19 protein-coding genes and 5 pseudogenes are annotated in these 26817 nt (G+C 57.7%); 11 read left to right on the top strand and 13 right to left on the bottom strand.

Translation table 11 applies throughout. From position 1 onward, the window contains the following. Positions 1–16: 16 nt before the first annotated feature. From OZX57_RS05260 to dop, 6 genes and pseudogenes are all read left to right on the top strand, one after another. Positions 17–1096, top strand: a pseudogene (locus OZX57_RS05260) (primosomal protein N'); the annotation flags it as partial. Between the two features lie 297 nt (positions 1097–1393). After that, positions 1394–2524, top strand: a pseudogene (locus tag OZX57_RS05255) (primosomal protein N'); the annotation flags it as partial. Positions 2525–2601: 77 nt separating this feature from the next. Next, positions 2602–3308, top strand: a pseudogene (locus OZX57_RS05250) (HAD family phosphatase). Positions 3309–3318: 10 nt separating this feature from the next. Beyond that, the gene (gene fmt, locus OZX57_RS05245; RefSeq protein ID WP_277161694.1) at positions 3319–4374 is read left to right on the top strand and encodes a methionyl-tRNA formyltransferase; all 1056 of its coding nucleotides are present in this window, start codon (positions 3319–3321) and stop codon (positions 4372–4374) included. Between the two features lie 227 nt (positions 4375–4601). Continuing rightward, positions 4602–6142 (top strand): annotated as a pseudogene (gene arc, locus OZX57_RS05240) (proteasome ATPase). A 116-nt stretch (positions 6143–6258) separates the two neighbouring features. Then, positions 6259–7998: a depupylase/deamidase Dop gene (gene dop / locus OZX57_RS05235; RefSeq protein ID WP_277161693.1), complete on the top strand. Its 1740-nt coding sequence runs from the start codon at positions 6259–6261 to the stop codon at positions 7996–7998. A 185-nt stretch (positions 7999–8183) separates the two neighbouring features. Here dop and OZX57_RS05230 read toward each other — a convergent pair whose 3' ends face one another. From OZX57_RS05230 to OZX57_RS05170, 13 genes and pseudogenes are all read right to left on the bottom strand, one after another. Further along, positions 8184–9704 (bottom strand): proteasome accessory factor PafA2 family protein, encoded by a 1521-nt coding sequence (locus tag OZX57_RS05230; protein ID WP_277161692.1) that lies wholly within the window; start codon positions 9702–9704, stop codon positions 8184–8186. After that, complete coding sequence (locus OZX57_RS05225; RefSeq protein ID WP_277161691.1) at positions 9704–9895, bottom strand: ubiquitin-like protein Pup; 192 nt, start codon at positions 9893–9895, stop codon at positions 9704–9706. Before OZX57_RS05225 ends, OZX57_RS05230 begins: the two co-directional genes overlap by 1 nt. Positions 9896–9955: 60 nt before the next feature. Further along, positions 9956–10810, bottom strand: a complete 855-nt coding sequence (locus tag OZX57_RS05220; protein WP_277161690.1) for an inositol monophosphatase family protein — start codon at positions 10808–10810, stop codon at positions 9956–9958. Positions 10811–10946: 136 nt separating this feature from the next. Beyond that, positions 10947–11231, bottom strand: a complete 285-nt coding sequence (locus OZX57_RS05215) for an HU family DNA-binding protein (RefSeq protein WP_033521170.1) — start codon at positions 11229–11231, stop codon at positions 10947–10949. Positions 11232–11495: 264 nt separating this feature from the next. Beyond that, positions 11496–14033: a lysylphosphatidylglycerol synthase transmembrane domain-containing protein gene (locus OZX57_RS05210; RefSeq protein WP_277161689.1), complete on the bottom strand. Its 2538-nt coding sequence runs from the start codon at positions 14031–14033 to the stop codon at positions 11496–11498. Continuing rightward, positions 14030–15475, bottom strand: coding sequence for an adenylosuccinate lyase (gene purB, locus OZX57_RS05205; RefSeq protein WP_277161688.1), 1446 nt, complete (start codon positions 15473–15475; stop codon positions 14030–14032). The genes OZX57_RS05210 and purB overlap by 4 nt, the downstream gene beginning before the upstream one ends. Before the next feature lie 39 nt (positions 15476–15514). Further along, entirely contained in the window at positions 15515–16129 is a 615-nt protein-coding gene (locus OZX57_RS05200) for a DUF6466 family protein (protein WP_277161686.1), read from the bottom strand. A gap of 49 nt (positions 16130–16178) precedes the next feature. After that, on the bottom strand, positions 16179–17237 hold the full coding sequence (locus OZX57_RS05195; protein ID WP_277161684.1) for a VWA domain-containing protein: 1059 nt from the start codon (positions 17235–17237) through the stop codon (positions 16179–16181). After that, positions 17234–18292 (bottom strand): VWA domain-containing protein, encoded by a 1059-nt coding sequence (locus OZX57_RS05190; protein WP_277161682.1) that lies wholly within the window; start codon positions 18290–18292, stop codon positions 17234–17236. The genes OZX57_RS05195 and OZX57_RS05190 overlap by 4 nt, the downstream gene beginning before the upstream one ends. Next, entirely contained in the window at positions 18289–18894 is a 606-nt protein-coding gene (locus OZX57_RS05185; protein WP_277161680.1) for a hypothetical protein, read from the bottom strand. The genes OZX57_RS05190 and OZX57_RS05185 overlap by 4 nt, the downstream gene beginning before the upstream one ends. After that, positions 18891–19853, bottom strand: coding sequence for a DUF58 domain-containing protein (locus tag OZX57_RS05180; protein WP_277161678.1), 963 nt, complete (start codon positions 19851–19853; stop codon positions 18891–18893). The genes OZX57_RS05185 and OZX57_RS05180 overlap by 4 nt, the downstream gene beginning before the upstream one ends. Then, positions 19850–20926 carry a MoxR family ATPase gene (locus tag OZX57_RS05175; protein WP_277161676.1) on the bottom strand — a complete coding sequence of 359 codons (1077 nt, stop codon included), beginning with the start codon at positions 20924–20926 and terminating at the stop codon, positions 19850–19852. The genes OZX57_RS05180 and OZX57_RS05175 overlap by 4 nt, the downstream gene beginning before the upstream one ends. A gap of 38 nt (positions 20927–20964) precedes the next feature. Continuing rightward, positions 20965–21713, bottom strand: a pseudogene (locus tag OZX57_RS05170) (uracil-DNA glycosylase). A 120-nt stretch (positions 21714–21833) separates the two neighbouring features. Here OZX57_RS05170 and OZX57_RS05165 point away from each other — a divergent pair. From OZX57_RS05165 to OZX57_RS05145, 5 genes are all read left to right on the top strand, one after another. Next, complete coding sequence (locus tag OZX57_RS05165; RefSeq protein WP_277161674.1) at positions 21834–22463, top strand: LytR C-terminal domain-containing protein; 630 nt, start codon at positions 21834–21836, stop codon at positions 22461–22463. Positions 22464–22675: 212 nt separating this feature from the next. After that, on the top strand, positions 22676–22879 hold the full coding sequence (locus OZX57_RS05160; RefSeq protein WP_277161672.1) for a cold-shock protein: 204 nt from the start codon (positions 22676–22678) through the stop codon (positions 22877–22879). Positions 22880–23116: 237 nt separating this feature from the next. Beyond that, positions 23117–24745 (top strand): chaperonin GroEL, encoded by a 1629-nt coding sequence (gene groL, locus OZX57_RS05155; protein ID WP_277161670.1) that lies wholly within the window; start codon positions 23117–23119, stop codon positions 24743–24745. Between the two features lie 326 nt (positions 24746–25071). Further along, positions 25072–25779 (top strand): hypothetical protein, encoded by a 708-nt coding sequence (locus tag OZX57_RS05150; protein WP_277161668.1) that lies wholly within the window; start codon positions 25072–25074, stop codon positions 25777–25779. A gap of 182 nt (positions 25780–25961) precedes the next feature. After that, the gene (locus tag OZX57_RS05145; RefSeq protein ID WP_277162948.1) at positions 25962–26705 is read left to right on the top strand and encodes a response regulator transcription factor; all 744 of its coding nucleotides are present in this window, start codon (positions 25962–25964) and stop codon (positions 26703–26705) included. Positions 26706–26817: the final 112 nt, after the last annotated feature.

The following is a 26817-nucleotide window of genomic DNA, read 5'->3' as shown; positions in this document are numbered from 1 at the left end:
TTGCTATCCTTGAAGCATGAGTGAACCGCAGGCTGAACAACCAGCGCTCGCCGGGCTGGCCCCGCGCAAGCGCCGCAAGCCGGTCACCCATACCCCGGCGAAGGAGAATCCGATTGCGCAGGTGGTGCTCGATGTGCAGGCCACCCATTTGGGACAGACGTTCGATTATCTCATCGATGAGAAATTCTCCGAAGCTGCGCAGCCGGGCGTGATGGTACGGGTGCGTTTCGGCGGCAGGCGTGTCAACGGGATTGTTTGGGATCGTGTCGAGAGCAGTCACACCACGGCTTCCGCGTTGCGCTATATCGAACGGGTGATGACCCCCGACGTGCTGGTCTCGGCCTCGATGAGGCGTGACATCACTGCCATTGCCGAAGCCTACGGCGGTACTCCTGCCAACATTCTGCGTCTTGCTGTTCCTCCGCGAGTCGCCAGAGTAGACAAGGAACAGCATCTGGCGATGGCCGGAACATGGGCCGGAAGCCGGGGTCGTGTAAGACTTGACGACAGCGCTGTTGAGCACGGGGCGGAACGCTTTCGGGCTGGTTACGACAATGCTCCGGCCCTGCAGCAAGCTTTGATCGGTGGCGGTTTTGCTTCGTTCGTGGTCGATGCCTTGCCGGGAGCGGTGCGCTGGGCCGATGACTTGGCTTATATGGCCGCTTGTGCGCTGCAGGCCGGGCGAGCTGCGGTGTTGGTGCTGCCGACGATGCGTGAGGTCAACTATGTGGCGGCGGCCTTGCGGCGATTTGGTCTCAAGCCGTTCAAGCAGACGAACGCGAGCCATAGTGGTTACGACGGTGATTTTGCGTTGTTGGCAGCTGCCATGGCGCCGGCCGAACGCTACCGCTCCTATCTGGCGGCTGCCAGTGGGCAGGTGCGCTGCGTCATCGGCACCAGGGCCGCGATGTACGCGCCGGTGGAAGGACCGGGTCTTTTCGCCATTCTTGAAGACGTAGCCTACCAGAACGCCGACGGCATGATGCCCTACGCCGCCGCACGCGGGGTCCTGCGGCTTCGTGCCAAGCTTCACAGCGGTACCTTCGTGGCCATGGCCAATGCTCGAAGCGCCATCAGCGAGTGGGAAGTGAGCGGCAATGTACGCAAGACTGCGGCGATTGCCGATAACGCGTCGCAGGCTGTGGTTGATGACACGGTTGCTGTCGATAATGTTGAAGAGGACAGTGTAGGTATTGTCGATCAGACGAAGGCGAACAACGGCAACAATTCCGATGGCAATGACCCAACAAACCCGATATTGGAGACTGGCGAGACCTACTCGCTCGATGCTCCCAACAGAGGGCAAAAAGACACGAACGTTTCGATGGCTGGGCAGGAACAGTCCGATGATGCGATATTCTCCATCGAACCGGCCGCCTACGTCGAGGTTTGCGAAACGCCGGTCAGCGGATTCAGCACTGCCGTGCATCCGTTGCCTGCCGTGGTCGAGGACGTTTCGCCGTGGATTCGCTGGCTCAATCGCGACGAACTCGCACGGCTGGCCGATCCGTCGATTGGCGCTCGGGTGCCGCATACGGCGGTCCGGGTCCTTTCGGAGGCGCTGGAGAAGGGGCCGATTCTCTTTTCCATTCCCCATGAGGCATCGCCGAAGTGCTGAGCTGCGCCCATTGCCATCGTCAAGCCCGTTGCCCGCGTTGCACCGGGCCTTTGCAGCAGATTCGCGGGGAGCGCCGCGCTGCCGCTGGTGCGGGGCACCAGCTAGTGATTGGAGCTGTCCCAAGTGCCATGGCAAGCGGATGAGCGTCGTGCGCGTGGGCGCGGCAGGCACAGCGGCGCAATTGCAGCATCTATTCCGTGATATTCCGATGGTGCTTTCCAGCCCAAGCCAGTCCAACGGCATCGTTGATTGGATTCCGGACCAGCCGCTTATCGTCATCGCCACCCCGGAGGCTGAGCCTCGGGTGAGGCGCCAAGACGGGACCACCGGCCATTACCAGGCCGTGGCCATTCTCGATGCATGGACGAGCCTTTACGCGCCCGGTGTCGACGCGCGCATCGACGCGCTGACCGCTTGGATGCGAGCAGCGTCGATGTGCGCCTGCCACCAGGAAGGCGGGCAGGTGCTGCTGATCGGCGAGACTGACCCGATAATCGCCGAATCTCTGAAACGGTGGGACTCGCGTATCCTCGCTGCACGCGAACTTGACGAGCGTGCGGAGACCGGACTTTCACCTGTTTTCGCGCTGGCTTGCGTTTGGGGCAGACGGGAAGCGGTGACGGCGACTCTGGCACATATCGGAGCACTGGATGGAGACTGGAGCCAAGTGCAGACACAAATCGGCCCGTTGCCGGCTGTCTTGGGGCCGGTGCCCATTGCCCAGCCTCGGACGGTGGATGCCCGCGAACTGGAGGCCACGCAGGATCGTGTCAAGGCCGTGGTGCGTGTGCCGCAGGCGCTGCGGGCGCAACTGGCCCAACGGCTGCACAGCGAGGTTGCCAGGCATGTTGCCACCCGCACGCCGGGGAGCTGCGCTTCCAGCTTGACCCCAAGGACCTGATCTGAAACCAGCGGGTTCTCGTCGTCGCGCTATGAAAATATGAGAGCAGATAGGGTATCAACACGCAGTTGAAGGAGGCACCATGAAAGGTTGGCCGGGCGAACCGGAAATGGACTATAACGTGATCAAGTCGGAGGATGCGGCCCAAGGTGCTGCGGGCAAGCCCATCGAGAACGTGATCTTCGATTTCGGCAACGTATTGGTGCGCTGGGACCCGCAGGCCGCAATGCTGCCGCGTTATTCGCAGGAGCTGACCGACAAGTTCCTCGACAACGACATTTCCGGCTTCTATGACGCCAGCGATGCCATGGATATCGGCGGCACAGCCGTTCAGGCCGTGAATCAGGTGCGCGGACAATACGGCGATACCTGGGCCGATATGATGGAATACTACTTCGCCAACTTCGAAGATTCGCTGGTCGGCCCGGTGGAAGGCGCTCGCGTGCTGGTTAACGACCTCAAAGAGGCCGGCATCGGTGTGTGGGGCCTGTCGAACTGGGCGACAGAGCTGTTCCCTCCGGCCGAGAAGATGTACCCGATTCTCAGTGAACTGGACGATGCGGTGGTTTCCGGCTATGGAACCTGCGCAAGCCGCACCGCGACATCTTCCAATACGCGCTGAAACGCTTCGATATTCCCGCCGAGACCGCCATTTTCATCGACGACAAGGCGATGAACATCGTCGGTGCCAACTCCGCCGGCATACGCGGTGTGCGGTTCAATGACGCTTCTCGGCTTCGGGAACTCCTGAGACAGCAAGGCGTCAATATTCCCGATATCCAGCGCTGAAAGGATTGTCATGTTGAAAGTATTGTTTGCAGGGACGCCTGATGTGGCGGTTCCTGCGTTGCGCCGGTTGGCGGATGACGAGGAGCATTTTGAGGTTGTTGCGGTGCTCACCAGGCCTGATGCCCCGCAAGGTCGCGGGCGCAAACTGATGCCGAGCCCTGTGAAGCAAGCGGCTCTCGAGTTAGGTATCCCCGTGCTGGAAAGCGACCCGAAGGAGCCGACGTTCCTCGACGAGCTCAAAGCCACAGGAGCTCAGGCCGGAGCCGTGGTAGCCTACGGCAAGATTCTCAAGGAAAACGTGCTGGATGCGCTGCCGATGGGCTGGTACAACCTGCATTTCTCGCTATTGCCGCAGTGGCGTGGCGCAGCTCCCGTGCAGCGCTCGATCTGGAGCGGGGACACGCTCACCGGTGCCACCGTGTTCAGGCTGACCAAAGGTATGGATACTGGTCCGATTCTGGCTCAATCCACCTGTGAAATCGGCGCGCACGAAACTTCCGGCGATTTGTTGTCGCGCTTGGCCGACGACGGTTCGTATCTGCTGGCCTCCGCGTTGACAGCTATGGCTGAAGGGCGGATTCTTATGCAGGAGCAGCCACGGGGCGCCTACGAGGTGGCTCAAAAGATTACACACGATGACGCCCGCATCCGTTTCGATGTGCCGGTCTTCGCTATTGATCGCCAGATTCGTGCCTGTACACCAGAGCCTGGAGCGTGGTGCATGCTGCATCCGCATGGTGCGGTTTCCATGGATAACGTGGACAACGGGAACGATGGACGTGACGGTGTGAATACTTCTGTTTCCGCTGGTACGAGCGTCGAAAGCGATATGGGTGATGCCGAGCCGTTCCATGTGCTTGAGGCACGTCCGGCCGATGTCAACGATCCTCAAGTGCCGTCTGACCTGAAGCCAGGTATGCTGGCCGCCACCAAGAAGCACGTGTGGATTGGCACTGCAACTGCGCCGATTGAGCTGCAACAGGTCAAGGCACAGGGCAAAAAGGCCATGCGTGCCGCCGATTGGGCCCGTGGTGCTCGTCTCGCTGCTGATGCTTACGTCGATTGATTTCGACGCACGGATCGGATAGCCGGACTCATCGGTAACGGCGAAGGAATGCAGACCTTCGATAGGTAGTGTGCTTGAATGTTTCGGCTTATGCAGAATACAGGCATATCGTGAGGGTTCTATTCGATTCGCATTGTCCAATATCCATCAATCTACGGTGAAACCTCGTGGTCGAATCATAAGATGGGATTACCGAAACGATTCGGAACGGCAGATGCGGGGGACACATGAGTAGCGATGAAAACGGTTCGGAGGGGTTGGCGAAAGAGAACGACAACCTGAGGGCCAAGAACCATGCGCTGGCGGTGGCGCTCACGCGAGCCGGCAAGGAGCTGCAAAGGCCAAGTCCCAGCTGGGGCAGATGGCTGCGCCTCCCTTGAACTTCGCCACGATGATGCGTGTGGATTCCTGCAGCACTGACGAGCAGGGTGTGCAGCATGCCAAGGCCGAGGTGCTTTCCGGCGGCCGTCGATTGATTGTGCCCGTGGCCTCGAACGTACAGGTCTCACGTCTGGTCGGCGGTCGGACGGTGCTCCTCAACGAAAACATGGTGCTGGTCGAGCAGCGTGGGCTTGAAATCTCCGGTGCCGTGCGCGTGGTCAAGCAGCCGTTGGATGATGGCCGGCTGATGGTTGCCGACGAATCCGGCAATGTCACACTGATTGAACGGGCCAGCGCGCTCGCGGACGTGTCCATCGAGCCCTCCGCTAGGATTTTGGTCGACAGCACTGCGCGCTTGGCGCTGGAGGTCTTGCCAGGCGAGAATGCCACCGATCTGGTATTGGAACAGACGCCTGATGCCACATTCGACGACATCGGCGGGCTTGATGATCAGATCGGGCGTATCAAGGATGCCGTCGAACTGCCGTTCCTCCATCGCGAACTCTTCGAACGCTACGATCTGCGACCGCCCAAGGGTGTGCTGTTATACGGGCCTCCGGGCAACGGCAAGACGTTGATTGCCAAGGCCGTCGCCAACGCGCTTTCCGGAGGTGACGCCGAAAACGGCGTGTTCCTTTCGGTCAAGGGCCCGGAATTGCTCAACAAATATGTGGGCGAGTCCGAACGGCTCATCCGTCTGATTTTCAAACGTGCCCGTGCCCGAGCCGCCGAGGGCAAGCCGGTCATCGTGTTCATCGATGAGATGGATTCGCTGTTGCGCACGCGCGGTTCCGGTGTATCCAGCGATGTGGAAACCACTATCGTGCCCCAGTTCCTGGCCGAACTCGACGGCATCGAAAGCTTGGACAATGTCATCGTCATCGGTGCCTCGAACCGCGTGGACATGATCGATCCCGCCGTGCTGCGCCCCGGGCGGCTCGATGTCAAGATTCGCATCGACCGGCCGGGCAGGAAGCAGGCGGCACAGATTGTTTCGCATTATCTGACCGATAACCTGCCCTATGAGCATGGGCAGGACGCGGCGTCGTTGACCGAGATTTTGGTCGATAGCGTCTACGATGATGGCCTGCAACGGCACATCTGCGATGTGTGTGACGACCAAGGGCGTTGGTCGAGGGTCATGCTCTCTGATGTCATGTGCGGGGCGATGCTGAAGAACATCGTCGATCGCGTCAAGACGCATGCCGTCAAAGACTCGATTACGCTTGGCAGACCCATGGAAATCGGCGCCGAAGCGGTGCGACGGGCCGTTGACGACGAATATGCCGAGACCAGCGATTCGGTCATGGATTCCGACCCGGTGCAGTGGTCGAAGATCAATGGCATCGCTGGCGGTCATGCCGTGCACATCCGTCCGGCACAATAATCTGTGTTGAATGATGCGGAAGAGATATACATTGTCTGGGATATTAGGGCGTACAAGCAAGGTAGGATGTCGATATTGACACAGAGGGATGACGCAGAAAGAAAGCGTGGCAACGAATGACTGTACGCAGAATGATGGGCACCGAAACAGAATATGCCGTTTCTGATTTGGGGCGGGAACATTACAATCCCGTTCAGCTTTCGTTCGATGTGGTCAGCGGTGCGGCGAACCCTGAAACGCAGCATATCCGTTGGGATTACCGGCAGGAGGATCCGCTGAATGATGCCCGTGGTACCCGTCTGCCCCGTGCAGCGGCCCGACCCGACATGCTCACCGACGAGCCGCAACGCCAGATTGTCAACGTCATCGCGTCCAACGGCGGCCGTATCTACGTCGACCATGCGCACCCCGAGTATTCCGCGCCTGAGACGATGGATCCCTTCGAAGCTGTCTGCTACGACCATGCCGGTGATGCACTCATGCGTGAAGCGACACGTAAGGCCAATGAACGCAACGGTTCTCATATCGTTCTGCATCGTAACAACGTGGACGGTAAAGGCGCCAGCTGGGGCACGCACGAGAACTATATGATGCTGCGCAACGTTCCGTTTGAAAAGGTCGCCGCGCTGATGACCTTGCATTTCGTTTCGCGCCAGATCTACGCCGGTTCCGGACGTGTCGGCATCGGTGAGAAAAGCGAGGAGGCTGGTTATCAGCTGAGCCAACGTGCCGATTACGTTCATTCCATCGTTGGCTTGCAGACCACATTCGACCGGCCGATTGTCAATGCCCGCGACGAATCCCACGTCACCGGTGACTTCCGTCGTCTGCATGTCATCGTCGGCGACGCCAACCGCATGGATGTGCCTCAGGCGCTGAAACTTGGCACAACAAGCATGCTGCTGTGGCTGCTTGAACAGACCGAGGACGGGAACTCAGCATTCGATATTGAAGGTCTCCTTGCTGACTTGCAGCTTGTCGATCCCGTTGAGGCGATGCATATCATCTCGCATGATTTGAGCCTTGCTGCGCCGTTACCGCTTGAGCAAGGCGGCAACACAACGGCCTGGCAGATTCAGGTGCGTTTGCTTTCGGCGGTATCGGCGCAAGGTGCGGCCACCTATGGCACCGACAGCAGGGGAGATCCGCTATGGCCCGATGAACCAACCAAACGGGTCATGGCGATGTGGCAACAGGCGCTCGCCGACGTGGCCAAGGTCCGCCACGCGAGTGACGACGAACGGCTCACCATGACAGACGAAGGTTCCCGTCTGGAATGGCTGCTGAAATGGCAGCTGATGGAACGCTTGCGGAGCAAGATTGGCGAGAACTGGTCCAGTCCCAAACTGGCCGCTCTGGACCTGAGTTGGGCTGCTCTCGACCCGTCGCACTCGGTATTCGCGCGCCTGCAATCGCAAACCGAGCGTACGTTCGTGAATCTGCATCATCAAGCCGATTCCGAAGAATCTGACATCTCCGATAGCGATTCTGAACCATCGCAGGTTTCCACACAACAACAGGCTGATGCCGAACTCGAACGCGCCACATCAACACCTCCGGAAGATACGAGAGCCTGGCTTCGAGCCGAAATCCTCAGGCTTTTCCCGCAAGATGTTGTTGCTGCCTCATGGTCGCACATCACCGTTTCGGAAGACAGCAATGACGATGCCAACGCCCATCCCGATTACACGACAGATGCCGAAGGCAACCGCATGGCGCGCAGGTCCGCACATCTCTATTCGCTAGACATCTCAGATTCCGCTCGCTGGACCAAGTCCCAATGTGAACAGTCGCTAGTCTATTCTGAAGCTCATAATGAATCCGCTGTTCAGGCCCTCAAGCGTTTGGCAAATTAAACTGATTGCGTAAAAATCGTAGTAGCGCAAGCCATAAAAACAAAGTGAGTGGAGGGGAGGGATATGCGATGTTGAGACATAAAGCTTGGCCTACCGGCCTGGAGGGTGTCGAAATATTGTATATCCCTCCCCTCCACGACAACGCTGGGAAGAAACGTAAAAATAAAGCAATTAGCTGATGAAATTTATCTCAAACTATTCATCAGTTGTTCATAATCCGAATCGGGCTTAGATGCAAACGGATCGATGAGCGTGGCTTCGCAGCGGATCGGGGTGGTTGTCTTCAGATGCGTCCAATCGCAGCTGAAAGCGGCTCCACTGTGCAAAGCCTGGTGAATGAACGCTCCACGTAAGGCTGCGCGCGTATCCGTCGGCGGATTCCCCAACGCATGTTCCACAGCATCGTCGTCAACCAATGTTTCCATCAGCCCATGCTTCAGCAGCGATGGATAAATGGTTCCGTTGGCGATGTCATGGTAATTCAGGTCGATTTCCTGCGCTTGGACCGGCGAAAGTGCAGGGTTGCGACGTTCCATTTGCGTGAGCAGCTGATATTTCGCCACCCAATCGACGCGGTTGCTCAACGAAGCGAAGTCGCCTTCCGACAGCGCATCAAGCGTTCGTTTCCATTCGTTGAGAATGTCCTTGCAGCTGGTGTGCGGTAACGAGTTTTCGAGTTCATCACCATGGTATTCAACGAATCGGGAAACGATATGCCAGTAAAGGTATTGGATTTCCAGTGCGGTGACCTTGCCGGTGCTATCGGCATTGCCGACTATCTGGGTTCCAAACTTTTGCTGCGCCGCCCGGAATGCTTCGATGTCTTCCATTTGCATGGTGGCTTGATGGCAACTCAGGTCGGCGCTCATCGCCTGATTGGAGGCGCTGGGGTCGGTGAGACCACAGGCTTCCAATCCTGAGGATACGCCCCTGCACGCAGCATCCTCGATGACGCAAAGCACCAAATGCGTGGTGGCCAGCTTCATAAATGTGGCCCACTGCGAGCGGTTCGAATCGCCGATGATGACGTGAAGCCGACGGAATTCGTCCGGGTCTGCGTGCGGCTCGTCGCGGGTGTTGACCATTGGTCTGGAACGTGTGGTGGACGAGGAAACACCTTCGTCAAGGAACGCCGCGCGTTGCGTGATCTCGAAACCGTTGTCGCTCACGCGTCCGGCACCGGTGAAGAGTTGCCGGGTCACGAGGAACGGCAGCAGCTGCTGCTTGATGACGGGCAACGAGACATAGCGACGCACCAGATAGTTCTCATGGCAGCCGAACGAGTGGCCGGCCGAGTCGACGTTGTTCTTGAACAGATGAATGGTGGCATGTTCGCCATGTGTCTTGCGCAGCCGTGCCTGAGCGCCCTTGACGAGTCGACGCATGATTTCCTCGCCAGCCAGGTCTTGCACCAGTGCCTGAGAGGGGTCGCGGGCTTCGGCGGTGGCATATTCCGGGTGCGAGCCGACGTCAAGATAGAGGCGAGAGCCGTTCTCCAGATACGTGTTGGTCGAGCGTGAGCGTGAGAGGATTGGTGCGAACATCATCATCGCGACCTGCCCTGGGTCGCAGGGTTGATTGGCTCCGGTCACCGATACACCGTATTCCGTTTCAATGCCGAAAATGCGGGCGTATGAATCATATTCGGCAGAACGTTGTGTGCGGTTGCCGGGTCCCTGATTGCTGCTGTCTCGCAGCTGTGGCATCACTCGCCGCCTTTTTGCACGAAGCTTGAGACATATTGCTCCGCATCGGTCTCCAGAACTGAGGAGATGTCATCAAGTACCGCGTCCAGTGCATCGCTTTGTTCCTGCACGTTGCCGGTCTTCTTGACTTGCTCCTGGATCTCGTTGTCGGACTCGGCCGATTGTTGCTGCTTCTTCATTTGCTGTGCCATGTCGCTCCTTGACATAAGAAAACTGAAATGAACGTTCGTTCTCGCTGTTGGCGATGGTGCTCACTTGAAGGGATAGGCCAGATCGACCAGATAAGGCTCGAGTTCCTTGTCGATGAGCCCGTTGGTGGCCACCACATCGTTTTCGCTTCGCCAGTGAATCGGATTGCCGTTCCAACGGCTCACCTTGCCTTGAGCCCGTACGACGACAGTGCCTGCCGAGACTGCGGGGATGTCCCAACGATGCAGGTGAGGCTCGAAATACGCGTCGTACGTGCCATCAGCCACCTTGCACAGATCGAGGGAGACAGGGCCAATGCGCTTGACGTCGGCAGGCTTGCCGGCGATGTCGCTCAAGACATGGAAGGCACGTTCGGATTCCTCCGTTACATGAGACATGCCGAAACTCACCACCGAACCGGTAAGGCTGCTGATGGTGGAGGGGATGACCTTGCCACGTTTTTCGCCGATCGGTGTGCGGCGGATGCGGATGGCGCCTTGTCCTTCGGCGGCCAGATAGGTCAGGCCGAGCGCCGGGGCATGCACCACACCCAGAATCGGCTGCGCAGAGCCTTCCTCGTTGAATTCGAAAAGCGAAACGGTGATGGCCCATTCACTCATGTTGCGCCGGAAGTTGATGGCGCCGTCGATGGGGCCAACACACCAGAACTTGTCGCCGGGCTTCGCATCGTCAGGCCTGTCGCGCCACATGCCGTTATAAGGCTCCAGATAGTTGAGACGGTTCTCGATGAAGTCGGTGAGTTTTTTGTCGATGCTGCTGCCGACCCTTTGGCTGGTGGTGGGAATCTCTAAGGTATCGAAATCTTGGGGGTTGATCTGGTCGTGCAGGGCGTATTTTCCTGCATCCTGCGTCACCTGGGCCACTTTCAGCGCGAGCGCGCGTGGATTCGTCGTCATATTCGCCTGCCTACCTGCCTGATTCTTTTGCCGCTTCTATAGTATCCTGCAGGCTTTATATCCTTCAAAGCCATGAAAAAACCTCCGATCGTATTGACGACCGGAGGCATACAGATCACAAGACCTGCTGTTTAACTCACTTGGAGGCAACGGCCTTCTTGAGGAGGCTGCCAGCGGAGATGCGGACACCATAGGATGCCGGGATCTTGATCGTTTCGCCGGTGCGCGGGTTGCGGCCGGTGCGAGCAGCACGACGAACGCGCTCAGCGGAGAAGAGACCGGTCAGCTTCAGGCCTTCACCGGACTGCATTGCCTCGACGAACACATCCTGGAAGGCGTTGACGGCAGCTTCGGCCTGGGCCTTGGTCAGGTTGGACTTCTGTGCAATCTTCGAAACGAGATCAGACTTGTTGTATGCCATGAAGAATCCTTTGTGATTAGGGGCTTTCCTGTTTGGTGAAAGCCACGTTTCAGTTATACAGTTTAACTCAAACTCTGACCAAATACCGCCAATTTATAGGGATTTTTCTTTGATTTGTAAAGATTTGACCCGATTGAGGGCTTATTTTTGCGTTATGACCGTCCAATGGAATGTTTAGCCCATTTCTTGACGCAAATATTGATATGAATGAACCGATGACTAGGGTGTCATCGGTTCATTGAATGTCTAGATACATTTGGACTGTCAGAGGAGATTGCGCTTGTCGAGCCATTTCATGGCCAGTGCACCGATGGGGATGCGCAGCCAATAGAATCCGACGCGATACAGCAGTGTGGCGCTCAAGGCGACTGCCGGGGGTACGCCGATGGAAGTGAACGCGAAGGTCAATGCAGCTTCGACTGCACCCAAGCCGCCGGGAGTGGGCATCGCGCTACCCAGCGTATTGGCCAGCAGGAAGACAAAAGTGGTCTCCAACGGGTTCGAAGTCGTGCCGAACGCCTTCAACGCCACCCAGAAGCCAAGGCCGGTGGCGATGTTGAGGAGGATAGCGCCGATGACACCGCCGACGAGTTTGGTGGGCTGGGCCAAGACCTGAACCAACTGTTGCGCGTAAGAACGTAGTAGCGGCAGGTATTTGTCGACGAGCAGGCGGCGCAACGGCGGGATGGCCATGCACAGGCACAGCACGAGCACGATGGCGCCGATGACAACGACCAATGTGTTGGTGGGCACCATTCCGGAGAACATGTTGCGTCCAGTGAACAGGCCCATAAGCAGGAGCAGCACGACTGTCGTCACTCCCTGCACGGCCCACGTCACGCTCATGATGGCGGTGGCCGCTGTGTTCTTGTAGCCGTTCTTGCGCAGGAACTGGAGGTTGACGAAAGCCGGTCCCACGCCTGCAGGCATGGAGACAGCCGTGAAGCCAGAAGCTGCCTGTGAACAGAACAGGTCGAACCCATGGCGTTTGCCGTCGTCCATGAACGCGCCCAAGGTGATGGCCGAGCCGGCCCAGGCGAGCATCGAGAAGAGCAGACATGCCAAGGCCCAGCCAATGTTCGCGTTCTTTACTGCGTCGATGACTTCGTTGGGGCGCAACTGGGTGAAGATGACGGCAACGGCGATAATGAGCAGGGTAATGGAAACAAACGATTTGACATTGAAACGGGCCAATGTCACCGGTTCGGTGGTCTCGACCTCTTCGTGGGGTGCCAGCGCGTTGAGTCGGTCACGCACGTCGCCGATGATCTGCTTGTCCCATCCCGGCAGACTGCGGGTGGCCGAGGGGATGGCGACCTTCTGCACGAATGGGGCCAGAGAAACCAGTGTTTCGCGTCCCCACGTCTTCAGCGCTGTATTGATGGCGAGTTCCGGGCTGGTGAGCGTGCACAGGAGCATCAGCAGCTGGACCTTGTCCATGGCCACGTTGGTGTTGCCGCTGGCGTAGTCGCCGTTCTGCCAGCCGATGATGGCGGGTTGACCGTCGATCAGCGCCAGGGTGTCGGGGGTGATGCGCCGATGGGTGTAGCCGCGGTTGTTCGCCTGGGCAAGATAGTCCATATAGCCGGCCATGGTGCTTTCGTCGAGGTTTTCAGGGCTGCTGGCGTTCAAGGTGTCGGTGACGTTGAACACCAACACCGACGATTCCTCGCTGTCCGCCACTCCGTAGGGGCTTGGCGTGGTAAGACCGCAAGATTTCAGTCCCAGAAGCATGTCAAGATGATGATGGATGGCATCGCTGGCCGAACGATCCCGGCGCATGGTGACCCCGGTGAAGCGCAAGCCTTGCCATATCTGGTTCAGGTAGCCGGCCGCATGGGGCAGTGAATCCAGTACGGAGATGATATAGCGTCGGCTCTGTCCGTCGCGTGCATCATAGATGCGGGAGTTTTCGATGAGATCGTCGTCAAGCCTGGTCTTGAGTACGCCCGGCTCGTTGTCGGCGTCCATGCGACGATGCAGCTCGGTGATGTCCAGTCCGATGCTGTGTACGGCTTGGACTACGCCCGTGCCCCAAAGCCCTTGGGTTCGTGTGCCCATGGCAAAACGAAGAACGAGGCCGATGATGCGTCCGACGGCGAAGGAGACGATAACTCCGGCCACGGAGTGCCAGGAGACGATGACGAACACGGCCGCTGCCACCAGCAGGGTATTCCAGCTCCATTTCACCGATGAACGGGAACGTTTCGGCCCCGCAACGGTGAGGAAGGCGCCGATGCCCGCATAGAAATCGGGCAGCATCGCCGGTCCCGCCCCTTCGCTGGAACGCAGGGCGGCCAGTAATGCGGGGACGCCCAGATGCGCCAGTACAAACGAAAGACCCAGAATAAGTGCATAGCCGCAAAACAGGGCCACCACCGAAACCGCCGATTGCAGCCATTCTCGGTTGATGAGCAGATGCACCAGCACGCTGATGATGATGACAAAGCTCAGGAACTGCTGAAGCACCGAAACCGGAAGATCCATCAGCCATGTCAAGGCCTGCCCGGCCGTCTTGGCGTCGTATTCCACGCCACGGGTGATGCCCTTCATATAGGTGGCGAACACGATGACGATGACGGCAATAATCAGAGCTCCGACAGCATGGAGCAGATCGTTGGCGTTGTGCGTGCGCTGCGGGGCGACATCTTCGATGTCTGCCGGTTGACGACGCTTTGGCGTCTGGCTTGGTGTCGACGTATTCGTTTCAGCATCGGCAACCAGTTTGGGTTCGTCTGATGTCAAGGTCACAGCAGCGGTCGGCTCGTCGGCCGAAGAAGTTGCAAACATCTCGTTGGTCATTGCTTGTCGAAATCCACCAGTTGTGCGGCGAGACCGGTATAGGTCTCTGGGGTGAGTGCTTTCAGACGGGCAGCCGTCTCCTCGTCGAAGTCGAGGGAATCGATGAATGTTTCGATGTCGGCCTTGGAAATGCTTTTGCCGCGCATGAGCTCCTTGACTTTCTCATATGGACGTTCCATGCCTTGGCGTCCGGCGAATTCCTGGGCGCGCATGGCCGTCTGGATGGGTTCGCCCAATACTTCCCAGTTCTCGTCGAGTTCGCGGGCAATGACTTCGAAATTGGGGTGAATGGATTTGAGTCCGCCGAGCAGATTGTCCAGGGCGAGCAGCGAATAGCCGAGAGCTGCGCCGATATTGCGTTGCGTCGTCGAATCGGTCAGATCACGCTGCCAACGGCTTTCGACCAAGGTATTGGAAAGCGTGTCTAGGAACGAGCAGGACAGTTCGAGGTTCGCTTCGGCGTTCTCGAAACGGATCGGGTTGACCTTGTGCGGCATGGTCGACGATCCGGTCGCGCCCTTGACGGGAACCTGCGCGAAGACTCCGCGGGAGATGTACATCCATATATCCACCGCAAGGTTGTGCAGGATGCGGTTGGTGTGGCTGATGGTGCCATAGAGTTCCGCCTGCCAGTCGTGGCTCTCGATCTGGGTGGTCAGCGGGTTCCAGGTCAGCCCCATGCGGTTGGTGACGAATTCGCGTGAGATGGCGAGCCAATCGGCCTTCGGGCAGGCGATGATATGGGCGCCGAACGTGCCGGTCGCCCCATTGAGCTTACCGAGATATTCCTGGTTCTCGATGTGATTCAATTGGCGGTTCAGGCGGTGGACGAAGACCGCCAGTTCCTTGCCCAGCGTCGTCGGTGTGGCCGGTTGGCCGTGGGTCAAGGCGAGCATGGGCAGGTCTTTGAATTCCTCGGCCTTTGATGCAAGGAAATCGGTCAGTTCCTGAGCTTTGGTCAGCCAGACCAGCGTGACGGCCTTCTTGATGCAACGGGCATTGGCCAGATTGTTGATGTCTTCGGAGGTGCAGGCGAAATGCACCAAGGTCTTGAGATTCGACAGCTGTGTGTCGGATCCGAGAACGCTTGATGCGCGGTCCAACTCGTCGTCGATGTAATATTCGACAGCCTTGACGTCGTGATGTGTCTTGGCCTCATAGGCCGCATGGCGTGCGATACCTTCGGCGTCGAAATGCTCAGGGATGTCGCGCAGATAATTGATTTCAGCGTCGGTAAGTGGCTTGATACCATCAAGCACGGGCTTATTGCCATTGCCCTCGTAGCCGTTGGTCAGAAGAATCATCCATTCGATTTCAACGGTGATTCGTTCTCGGTTCAATGCCGGTTCGCTCAAGTATTCGACGAGTGGGGCGGTTTGCTGGTGATAGCGCCCGTCCAATGAAGTCAACGCGATTGCCGGTGAAATTTGGGTCAGCTGCATAAGCCCGAGCTTAGCGCAACCCGTTGTCTGTGACGGAGCTCACCAAGGCTTGACGTTGGTATCCGTGTCGTTTTTTGTCTGGGCATTTTTGTCGCCGTTGACCGGACCATTCGGCTGGTTGGCCTTGAGCGTGTCCTCGACCTGCTTGCGCTGTTCGTCGGTCAGGCCCTGATTCTGCCCATTGTCCTGTCCGTTGTTGGATGATTGCGAGCCTTGGCCGTTCGCCTTGCCTGCGGAACCGTTCCCGTTAGCCTTGGCTATCTTGCGTTTGGTGGAGGAGGTGATTTTGTCGGAGATGTCGCTATTGGTGTTGATGAGTTCCTTGGTGTTGGGCGCCAGCAATGCGCCCAGGCGGCGCGCCTCGTCAAACTGGGCGTTGGCCTGATCGAGCTGCGCCTTGAGCTGCTGGGGATCCGCATTCGGCTTTTTGGCGTATTCGAGGCTGGCATTGAGTGACGCGGTGGCCTGGTTGTAGGTGTCGATTGCCGTCATATTGGCCAGCAACACCCCGGCGACGGCGATAAGGATGACCGCTGCCACTCCCATCGTCACACGTACGGGCAACGAGACAATGGCTTGTCGCTTCTTGCTTTGGGCTTTTGTACTCGCAGAGCTTCCGATATCGCGTTTCCTGTCGGTCTGCTTCGCGGACATTTTGGTCGGCGCCACAGGGGAGCAGGAGTGGTGATCTTTTTGTTCTTCTTCACAGCAGCCTCCTTGAGGTCGCCAGCCAGCTGGCCATCTCCATAGCCAGCAATGCTGCCAGCGCGATGGAGAACGGCCAGACCACAGGCATGATGCGTTCACGCCGTTTCGGTGTCTCGACGGTTCTGAAATGTCTGGAAAGCGAGGAGACCGAATGTTTGCTGAGTCGGTGCGTGGCATCGAGGATGACACTTTTGCCGCCCATTTCGTCGGCTATTGTCTTCAGATTTGTCTCGTCCATCTTCGATATTCCGGGCTGGCCGGTGGCGGGATCTTTCACCCAAGCATCATCGGAATTTGCGGTAGCGGCCGAAGACGAGTCCTCGGTTCCGGCCTTGATTTCCGGGATCTGCCCGCCCTGGGTGCTGCCAACGCCGATGGTGAAGGCGTCGTCAAGATATTGACGCAACGAAGAGAAAGTACGCCGGGCTTTAGCAGAGGTCTGTTCTCCATCCGATATGTAATACAGAACGATGCGGTCCTGTGGATGCGCGGCACGCATGGATTTGAGCGTAACCAGCAGAGGATCGATGGGGGCGTCGAGAGTGGAACCTGCCGAGACGGCGGTAGGCTCGGGCTTGAGACCGGTGGCCCAGTTCCGTATCGCGCCGACGTCAGGGGTCAGGGGCACGTCCAGTGTTGCACTGGCGCCGAAATGCACTGCCGCGAAACTGGAATTCTCGTAGATGCCGGTCAGGTCATCGATGGCTTTCCTGGCTGCGTCCAGACGGGTCATCGGGGTCTGTGAACCGTAATGTGCATCGTTGACTGCCATGGAGCCGGTCACATCAGCGGCAAGGACGACATCAGTGGTATTGACCGCCCGACTGGTCGTCGTGGCCAGCGTCGAGGGGGTCAGCGCAAGAATGGCAATGAGCACGCAGATGGCGCACCGGCGTGCACAGGCCCATACCGTCTCATCGCTTTTGCCTTTATTTCGCTTGTGAATCACGATGACGGCCACCGCGAATGCGAACATGATAGTGGCGATGGCGATGCCGGCCGGCCAGCCTAATGCCGGGGCGAAACGAAGATTTGTCAATTGTTGCAGGTTCATCGCTTGAGCCTCCAAGCCATGCAGATCCAGACGGCGACAAGCAATGCCAGAGCGAGCGTCCACCAGCCAGGAGCGTCCACCAACGCGGCCTTGCGGACCTTCTGCTCATCGCGGTTCTTGCGTTTCTCGATGGTTTGCACCAGATTTTCGATTGGTTTGCCGGAGTGCACCGAGAAGTACGAGCCGCCGTGCGAGGTGATGTCACGCTGCATTTCGATGGTCGTGGTATCGTGCTCACTGCTTGCCGGCCCTGCGTAGAGTCCATCGACCACGATGCCGGCCTTGTGCGTCAGATCCAGCGCCGAAGAAAGCGTATAGGTCGATTTGCCGGAGAAGTTATCCGTCGCCAGCACGATCGAGGCGCTCTCACGCTCGGTGCCGGTGGTGCGGGGCTTGCCATAGGTGAACCCCGGAAGCATCGCGGCGCAGCTCACCAGACCGTCGCCGATAAGGCTGGTCTGGTCCTTGCGGTTCTGCGTGCCATCGATCAGGTCGGAGAAATCCTGCAACGTACGCGGATTGGTTTTGTCAATCTTGTCCTGAGAAGATATACGCCCCAGAATGTCACCCGCGTTCTTCAGCTGGCTGGAAGCCAATTGGTAGTCATCGGTCAACGGGAACAGTGTGCGCGAGGTCGAATTGAACAGGCTCAGACCGATGCGCTCACCCTTGAAATTGGCGATGAGCTTCTGATAAGAGGCAAGTACTTCATGATCGTAGGAAAGCATTGAGGGGGAGACGTCCAGACACAGTACAATGTCGCGATTTCCTGCCCGTTCGTCCGCCTCGTCGATCGTGGAGGGGCGCGAGATGGTCGCCAACGAAAGCAGCAGCGAGGCTGCCAGCATTATGGTGGCTACACGCCCGAGCACACGCCACTGATGGAATCGTTCTTCAACGTGTTCGGTGTTGAGATCTTCATCAAGGTTGAAGACTGGGATCTGTGGAACTTTGGGGTGGCGATGCGAGGAAACCAACATCCAGGCAACAATCAGGACGATTGCAAGAGCCAGTCCTATCGCTGCTGCCCAAGGCCAATGCCATTCGAGGTTCACTTGCGCCACCTTTCGATGAGATTGGCGACCCATTCTCCTGCCTGTTCCACGCTCGTCTCACGAGCCTGGGAATGGCGTTCGACATCTGCGAATTCCGGGGGATAGAGGGCGCTAATGGTTTGACGCAACAGTTTCAGACCTGGGTCGGCAGCGGCGGAAACCGGCATCTGGCTGATGTCGGAGAGCGTATACGAACTCATATCCTTGCCGGTCTGCATGCCGGCGAAATCGCGGGCGACCTGCGCCAGATCGCGCAGTGCCTCGTCACGTGTCGAAGCACCTTGTGCATGGTTATCGACGATTTCATTGATGCGTTCTCGCCATACCTTCTTGTCGTTGTTTGCGCTGTGGGCTCCGTGAGGTTTCGCGTCGGTCTGTTTTCTGGGACGCGAAAGGACCGGAATCGCGACGATCAGCAGCGCGGCCACGCAGAGGCATGCAACCAGGGCAATGATGAGCGTTTGCGGTACTTCGATAAGTCCCTCTGGCCTGGGAGCCGAGAAAGGGACGCCGACGATTTGTCCATCGAGGAATCCTGATATGCCGTGTGGTTGCTGCCCATTGGCGGCGAGAGAGGTGAGCCAATGCGTTGCTGTCATCATGCACCTGCCCCAAGAGCCATCGGTGTTGTGGAAACATCGCCTGAAGAGCTCTGTTTCAGTGCCACGCTCACCAGACGGATGAACTTCGAGAACATGTCTTCGCTGGAAGTGGCACGCAGCAATGTTGCCTCGCATTTCCTGAGCTCATCCTCAAGTCGCGTCGCCAGATATTGGCGGTGCGTGTCGACGGCGGCCGCACTTTCCTCGTCCATCAGGAAAGCGGGGATTCTGCGTCCGTCGAACCCGTCAGTGACTTGGCCGAAGGAAATCGGACGGAACGGGTTGAGCGTCGCCACATCGATAAGCATCAGAGGATGCATGGCGGCTATCAGCCGAATGGTATGAAGATGGTCTTCGCTCAGCGCATGGTCGTCGGTGGCGATGACCACCAGCGAACCTTTGTCGTTCAGCGTACGCGCATAGTCAAGCAGCGCCCCGAAATTGCGTGGGGGATGAGTTTCGGCACCGGTTCCGGCGTCGATGGCCTGTTCGAACTGGGCCAGTCCGCCCTTGAACGGTTTGCGGATGATGCTCTTGCTGTCGGCGAACACCAATGAGATGCTGTCGTGCCGTCTGGTGCTCAGCGCCGCAAACATGCACATGGCATTCGTTGCGATTTGAGCCGCCGTTTCGCCGCTGGCGGTGCGTCCCTCCATCTCTATGCCGTTGTCAAGGAGCAGATGGATGCGTGAGGTGACCAGGCGCTCACGGTCAATGACCATGGGGCGTCCCTGTTTGGCGCTGGACTTCCAGTCAATGAGCCTCGCCTCGTCCTCGAGAGTGTAATCCCTGATGGACATGGGGTCGTTGTTGCCGCCGAGACGTGATGAGGAATGCTCACCTTCGAGCACGCCCAACGCACGGCGTACGGTCGGCAGGGTCAAGGTCGATGAAAGGGTCTCGATCTTCCTGCGTACTCCCGTCTTGTTCGGCGAGAGATCACGTAAGGAGGAACTCATGGAACCGGCACCGTTTCCACGATGGTGTCGATGATCTGATCGGTATTCAGCCCTTCGGCCTGAGCCTCGAAGGTCAGCAGGATGCGGTGACGCAGAATTTCGTGGACAAATTTCTTGATGTCCTCGGGAATGACGTAGTCGCGCCCGTTCAGCAGCGCCTGGGCCTGGCCGATGCGTACGAGTGCGATGGAGGCACGGGGACTGGCGCCGAGACGGACCTGAGACGCAAGGTTCTTGATTGGATGGCTTCCGGCGCCGCGCGAGGTCGCCACCAGATCCACTGCGTAATCCATGATCGATTCGCTGACATGCACACGGCGTGCGGCGGCCCGCAGGAAATCCACATCTGCGACACTCAGCGCATCTTGGGCAGGCGCCGTGGGATCGACCACATCCGTGCCGCGCTGAGTCAGCAGTGCCAGCATGCGTGTCTCGTCTTCGGCACTGGGGTAGGTCATAACGGCCTTCATCATGAAGCGGTCCATCTGCGCCTCAGGGAGGGTGAAAGTGCCTTCTTCTTCGATGGGGTTCTCGGTGGCGATGACCATGAACGGTTTCGGCAGGGCAATGCGCTTGCCACCGATGGTTGTGGCGCCTTCTGCCATCGCCTCAAGCATGGCCGACTGCGTCTTGGCGTTGGAACGGTTGATCTCGTCGAGCAGCACGAAGTTGGCATGAATCGGGCCGATCTGCGTGGAGAACTGCTGGGTCGAGAAATCAAAGATCTGCGTGCCCACCAAGTCCGAGGGCATCAGGTCCGGCGTGCACTGCACGCGGCGGAACGAGCCGGAAACGGAGGTGGCCAGGGTTTGCGCCGCGGTGGTTTTGGCCAGGCCCGGCACCGATTCGATGAGAATATGGCCTCCGGCGATCATCGTGGTGATGAGGGCCTCTCGCAGGTTCTCCTGCCCGATAAGGGTCTGGGCAAAGCGCGAGCGGATACGGTCGGCCAATTGCTTGGCACGTGCGCCATCCGTGGCACCGGCGCTGGGAGATGTCGGAGTGGGTATCGAACTATTGCTTGGTTGCTCCGCGGGCTGTGCCTGCTGCGGGCGTGGTGGGAAAAATGCCATGATGTTTCAATTCTTCGATGTGGTGATGATTCGTATCGCTATTGCTCTGTGTGTGGCATTGTAGCGGCTGGTGCGGTCGAGGGCGAGGTGAGGTCCCAGTTGATGGGTTCGGCCCCCAGCTGTTGCAATGCGGCGTTGGTCCGCGAGAATGGCCGTGAACCGAAGAAACCGCGCGAGGCGGAAAGCGGGCTTGGGTGAGGCGATTTGATGATAAAGGCATTGGTCAGTTTGGGCTCAAGACTCTGTGCGTTGCGGCCCCAGAGGATGGCGACCAATGGTTTGGGCCGGCCTTGTTCGTCGGTGCGGGCATTGAGTGCGGTGATGGCGGCATCCGTCACCTTTTCCCAGCCTTTGCCCTGATGGCTGTTGGGTCGTCCGACACCTACGGTGAGGCAGCGGTTCAGCAGCATGACGCCTTGTGCGCACCATGGCGTCAGGTCGCCGTTTTCCGGAATCGGCACACCCAGATCGTCGTGCATCTCCTTATAGATATTCTGTAGGCTTTTGGCACAGGTCGCACATCGGGAGCCACGCAGAAGCTCAATCCCACCGGATGCCCTGGGGTGGGGTAGGGATCCTGTCCGACGATCAGCACTTTGATGGAGTCAAACGGAATGGTGAAGGCGCGGAGGATGTTGTGACTTGCAGGAAGGGACGGGCGTCCGGCCTGATGCTCCGCACGCAGAAAGTCTCCCATGCGGTGGATATCCGGTTCGACGTCAGCCAGTGCCTGGGCCCACCCGGCCTCGACCAGCTGCGACAGTGGTTTGATATGGGTTTCGCTCATGGCTATAACCTTAGGTTCCGGTCCCTATGTTCGCTGAATTTTCTCGATATCAGGCCTTTTGACAGTGCCAAACGCTACACTTACACGTAAACTCTAGTGAAATTATTTGGAGGGGAAAACATGGCGCGCGATGAACAAGATACGTACGAGTCCTATCCGAAGGACGCGTTCGACAACCCGCCCAAAGGGCCGGTAGGCGTCCATCGTGGCAATACCTCTCTGATCTCCCGTTTCATTCCTTATCTCATCGTGGTCATCGTCGCTGTTTTGGCGGGACTTCTGGTGTGGGGCCTCTATTCCGGCGAGCTGCAGAAGACGTTCTCGGGTCACGGTTCTGATTCCTCGCAGAGTGTCAGCGCCTCCAAGACGGAGAAAAAGAAGACGACCGAAAAGAAAGACACTGCAAAGAAGGATGCCGCAAAGTCGGATACTTCTTCCGAGTCCGAGCAGCAACAGCAGGCAACCTCGCAGCCAGAGCAACAAGTAAATAAGCAGACGGCGGTCCAGGTCGTCAACGCTACTCGTATCAACGGTTATGCGGCCAAGAAGCAGAACGTGTTGCAGCAGTCTGGATATTCCAGCGTCACTGCAGCGAATCCCAGCGGCAAGGTGCCCAGCGCCTCTGTGGTCTGGTACCAGAATGAGGACGAAAAGGCCACCGCGCAGGATGTGGCGAACACGTTGGGCATCACGTCTGTCCAACAGCAGAGCGGAATATCTCAGCCAATCGTTGCTGTCCTTCTTAATTAATTAGACGCTTTACATGCGATTGGCTGGCGAAACTTTTTAGTATGAAGGTCATGTTTGACTTTCCACCTGGTTTTGTTTATTTTTTCGGCGTGTTGCGACATTTTGACCGTGGTCTTGGTTATCATGGTTGATATCACGTGATGTGGTATCCGGAATCAGCCGGGTTCCTCATATTGTTTTCGCGTGGTAACTCGGATGAGAGAATGGTTATTATGGCACAAGGTACCGTGAAGTTCTTCAATGCTGGCAAGGGTTACGGATTCATCAGCCCCGATGATGGGAGCGAGGATGTGTTCGTGCACTATTCCGCAATTCAAAGCGAAGGCTTCAAGAAGCTCGATGACGGCGACAAGGTGGAATATGAGTTTGAGCAGGGCCCGAAGGGTCTGCAGGCCACCAGCGTCACCAAGCTCTGATTGATTAATCAGTAGCAGTATTTATATCAGGCTTTGATTCTTCAGGAATCAGAGCCTGATTTTTTTCATGCCAACAGCGCAATTTCATCAGTTTTGGCACTCGACGGGTGGGAGTGCTAATCTTGCAATTAGCACTCGAAGCCTGAGAGTGATAATCGGCAGCTGACGGTTGGTTATTGCGTTTCCAGGATTTTGGGTGAGTCAATATTAGATGTGAAGCCACTTGTGGAGGAAACAATGGCAAAGATGATTGCATACGACGAGGAAGCTCGCCAGGGAATGCTTGCGGGTCTTGATGAACTCGCCAACACCGTCAAGGTAACGCTGGGCCCGAAGGGCCGTAACGTCGTGCTCGACAAGAGCTACGGCGCTCCGACCATCACCAACGACGGCGTTTCGATTGCCAAGGAAATCGACCTTGAGGATCCTTACGCACGCATTGGCGCTGAACTGGTCAAGGAAGTCGCCAAGAAGACCGATGACGTCGCAGGCGACGGCACCACCACCGCAACCGTGCTCGCCCAGTCGCTCGTGCACGAAGGCCTGAAGAACGTGGTCGCCGGATCGAATCCGGTGGCTCTTCGCCGTGGCATCGAGAAGGCTTCCGACTCCGTAGTCAAGGAACTCGTCTCCGTCGCCAAGGATGTTGAGACCAAGGAACAGATTGCCGCAACCGCTACGATTTCCGCCGGCGATCCTGAGATCGGCGAGAAGATCGCTGAAGCGCTCGACAAGGTCGGCCAGGATGGCGTCGTGACCGTCGAAGACAACAACCGCTTCGGTCTCGATCTCGACTTCACCGAGGGCATGCGTTTCGACAAGGGCTATATCTCCCCGTACTTCGTCACCAACAACGATGAGCAGACCGCTGTTCTCGACAACCCGTACATCCTGCTCACCAGCGGCAAGCTCTCCAGCCAGGAAGATGTGGTCCACATCGCCGAGCTCGTTATGAAGAGCGGCAAGCCGCTGCTCATCATCGCCGAGGATGTCGACGGTGAAGCGCTGCCGACCCTGATCTTGAACAAGATTCGTGGCACCTTCAACTCCTGCGCCGTCAAGGCTCCTGGCTTCGGCGATCGCCGCAAGGCCATGCTGCAGGATATCGCCATCCTGACTGGTGCTCAGGTCGTCTCCGACGATCTGGGTCTCAAGCTCAACTCCGTGGATATGTCCGTGCTGGGTCAGGCCAAGAAGGTCATCGTCTCCAAGGACGAGACCACCATCGTTTCCGGTGCCGGCTCCAAGGAAGATGTGGATGCCCGCGTCTCCCAGATTCGTGCCGAGATCGACAACACCGATTCCGACTACGATCGCGAGAAGCTGCAGGAGCGTCTTGCCAAGCTCGCCGGTGGCGTGGCCGTCATCAAGGTAGGCGCTGCTACCGAGGTCGAAGCCAAGGAACGCAAGCACCGCATCGAAGACGCCGTGCGTAACGCCAAGGCCGCCATTGAAGAGGGCCTGCTGCCCGGCGGTGGTGTCGCACTCGTTCAGGCCGCCAAGAAGGCTGAGGACTCCGCTGAGATCAAGGCTCTGACCGACGAAGAAGCTACCGGCGCTGCCATCGTCTTCCGTGCCATCGAAGCCCCGATCAAGCAGATTGCTGAGAACTCCGGTGTCTCCGGTGACGTTGTGCTCAACAAGGTGCGCGAGCTCCCCGACGGCCAAGGCTTCAACGCTGCGACCAACGAGTATGAGGACTTGCTCGAGGCCGGCGTGGCCGACCCGCTGAAGGTCACCCGCTCCGCTCTCCAGAACGCGGCTTCCATCGCCGGCCTGTTCCTGACCACCGAAGCTGTGGTGGCCAACAAGCCGGAACCGAAGCCGGCTCCTGCTCAGGGCCAGGGCGCTGACATGGGCTACTGATCCGTCACTGATGCCCGATCATCCGCAGGCGGTTTGCCGCCAAGGATGAGCTAAGACATCGATAGGATTTCTGAAGAGGCCGATATCTCGTGATGAGGTATCGGCCTCTTTGTATGGTGCTCGAAGCGAACCATGATTTCGTTGGTGAAGCTGACCGGTACAGTGGTGGATATGCCAGCCATCATCTCGCAATATCCAAAAGCCTCCGAGTCGGTAGCCGATACTGGTTTAGTATTGAGCGGCCATATCCGTAGATTTGAGAAAAAGACTTCAGAAGACTGTTAGTGCAGTTCGTGTCGTTGGTATTGACATTGGCGATAGCGCTGATGACTGGACCTGGCCTCTTTGTTGTCACTGGGAGCAGGGAAGCCGCGGCGGCGACTCCTGCGAAAGTCGACATTAGTTCGGACATCACCGATCCGCAGAATCTTCTGGGCGGAGACGCGTCTCATGTCAACGATGAGATTGCAGCGGTCAAAGAGCAGACCGGGGTGACCGTGCGTCTGCTGTATTTAGCGAATTTCACTGGCACGAACGATCCGGACAAATGGGCTGCGGAGACTCTGCAATCCACGAACCCGCCAGCCAATACAGTGCTGCTTGCGGTAGCTTCCAATGATGGAAGACTCGTGGTCGCTGTTTCACACAATTCGGACAATTGGATTAAGAGCAAGGATCATGTAGCCGCGCTTTCGCAGGCTGCATTGGGTCCGATACAGAAGGGCGATAATCCCGATTGGCCGGGTTCCGCCTGCTCGATGATGGACGAGATCAAAACGTTGCATCAGCAGGAAGCGTCGAAAAGGCCCAAGATCATCATCGGTGTATGCGTAGGTGTGGGCGTCATCGTGCTGATTGCGGTGGCAGTGGCTTTGGTCATTCGACGTCGCAAGTCTTCTTTGGGTGCTCATAGCGTTAAATCTGGTTCAAACAGGCGGCACGGCAAGGAAAAGAACAACGGAATGGCTGCCGGAGGTTCTGGCAAATCTGGTAAAGAGAACGCAAAAGGTCCCAAACATCGTAAAAAGCACTGAATACATAGTGTCTGGGAGGTACTCAGCAGCAAATAACGGCTTGAAGGAATCTGCACCTGTATGATGCATTCTTCATAGATTTGCTAAGTTCTCATTCGCTTCGTTTAGCTGAGTGAAAAATCAACCTTATTATGCAGGATACGTTCAGGAAACGTACAGCCTCATGAGTAAATCTTATGGCTATGAGCAAACCGATAGAAGCATCAATCGTCGTGGTGGATGACGAGCCGTCAATCCGCGATCTGCTGGTCGCGTCCCTGCACTTCTCCGGGTTCGAAGTGGCCACGGCCGCCTCGGGCACCGAAGCCATCGAAGTGATTGAAAAGACCCAGCCTGACCTTATCGTCCTTGACGTCATGCTGCCGGATATCGACGGATTCACCGTCACCCGCCGCATCCGTCAGGAAGGCATCGATGCGCCGGTCCTCTTCCTGACTGCGCGCGACGATACTCAAGACAAGATCATGGGTCTGACCGTCGGCGGCGACGATTATGTCACCAAGCCGTTCAGCCTTGAGGAAGTGGTCGCCCGTATCCGTGCCATTCTGCGCCGTACGCATGAACAGGTAGAGGATGATCCGGTCATCAGCGTCGGCGACCTCGAAATCAACGAGGACTCCCACGATGTCTCTCGAGCCGGGCAAGCCATCGATTTGAGTCCCACTGAATACAAGCTGCTGCGCTACCTTATGGACAACCAGGGTAGGGTGCTCTCCAAAGCACAGATTCTCGACCACGTCTGGCAATACGACTGGGGCGGGGATGCGGCCATCGTCGAATCCTACATTTCCTATCTGCGCAAGAAGGTCGATGGCGTCGTCATTACCGATTCTGACGGCACCAAGCATAAGGTGGCCCCGCTCATCGAGACCAAGCGTGGCATCGGTTACATGATTCGCGAGCCGAAAGACCAGCAAGGGCAATGACCAACATACAGACAGCCTTGCAGCCAGAGGACGAGGGCACGGGTGTAGAACATCAGTCCGCCGAACAGACGGATGAGACCAATATCGGCGAAAATCAGGATATGCCGTATGC

It is taken from the genome of Bifidobacterium sp. ESL0682 (assembly GCF_029392815.1).
Taxonomy (GTDB): Bacteria; Actinomycetota; Actinomycetes; order Actinomycetales; family Bifidobacteriaceae; genus Bifidobacterium.
The sequence above is the reverse complement of the archived record's forward strand: the minus strand, read 5'-3'. Positions and strand labels throughout refer to the sequence as shown.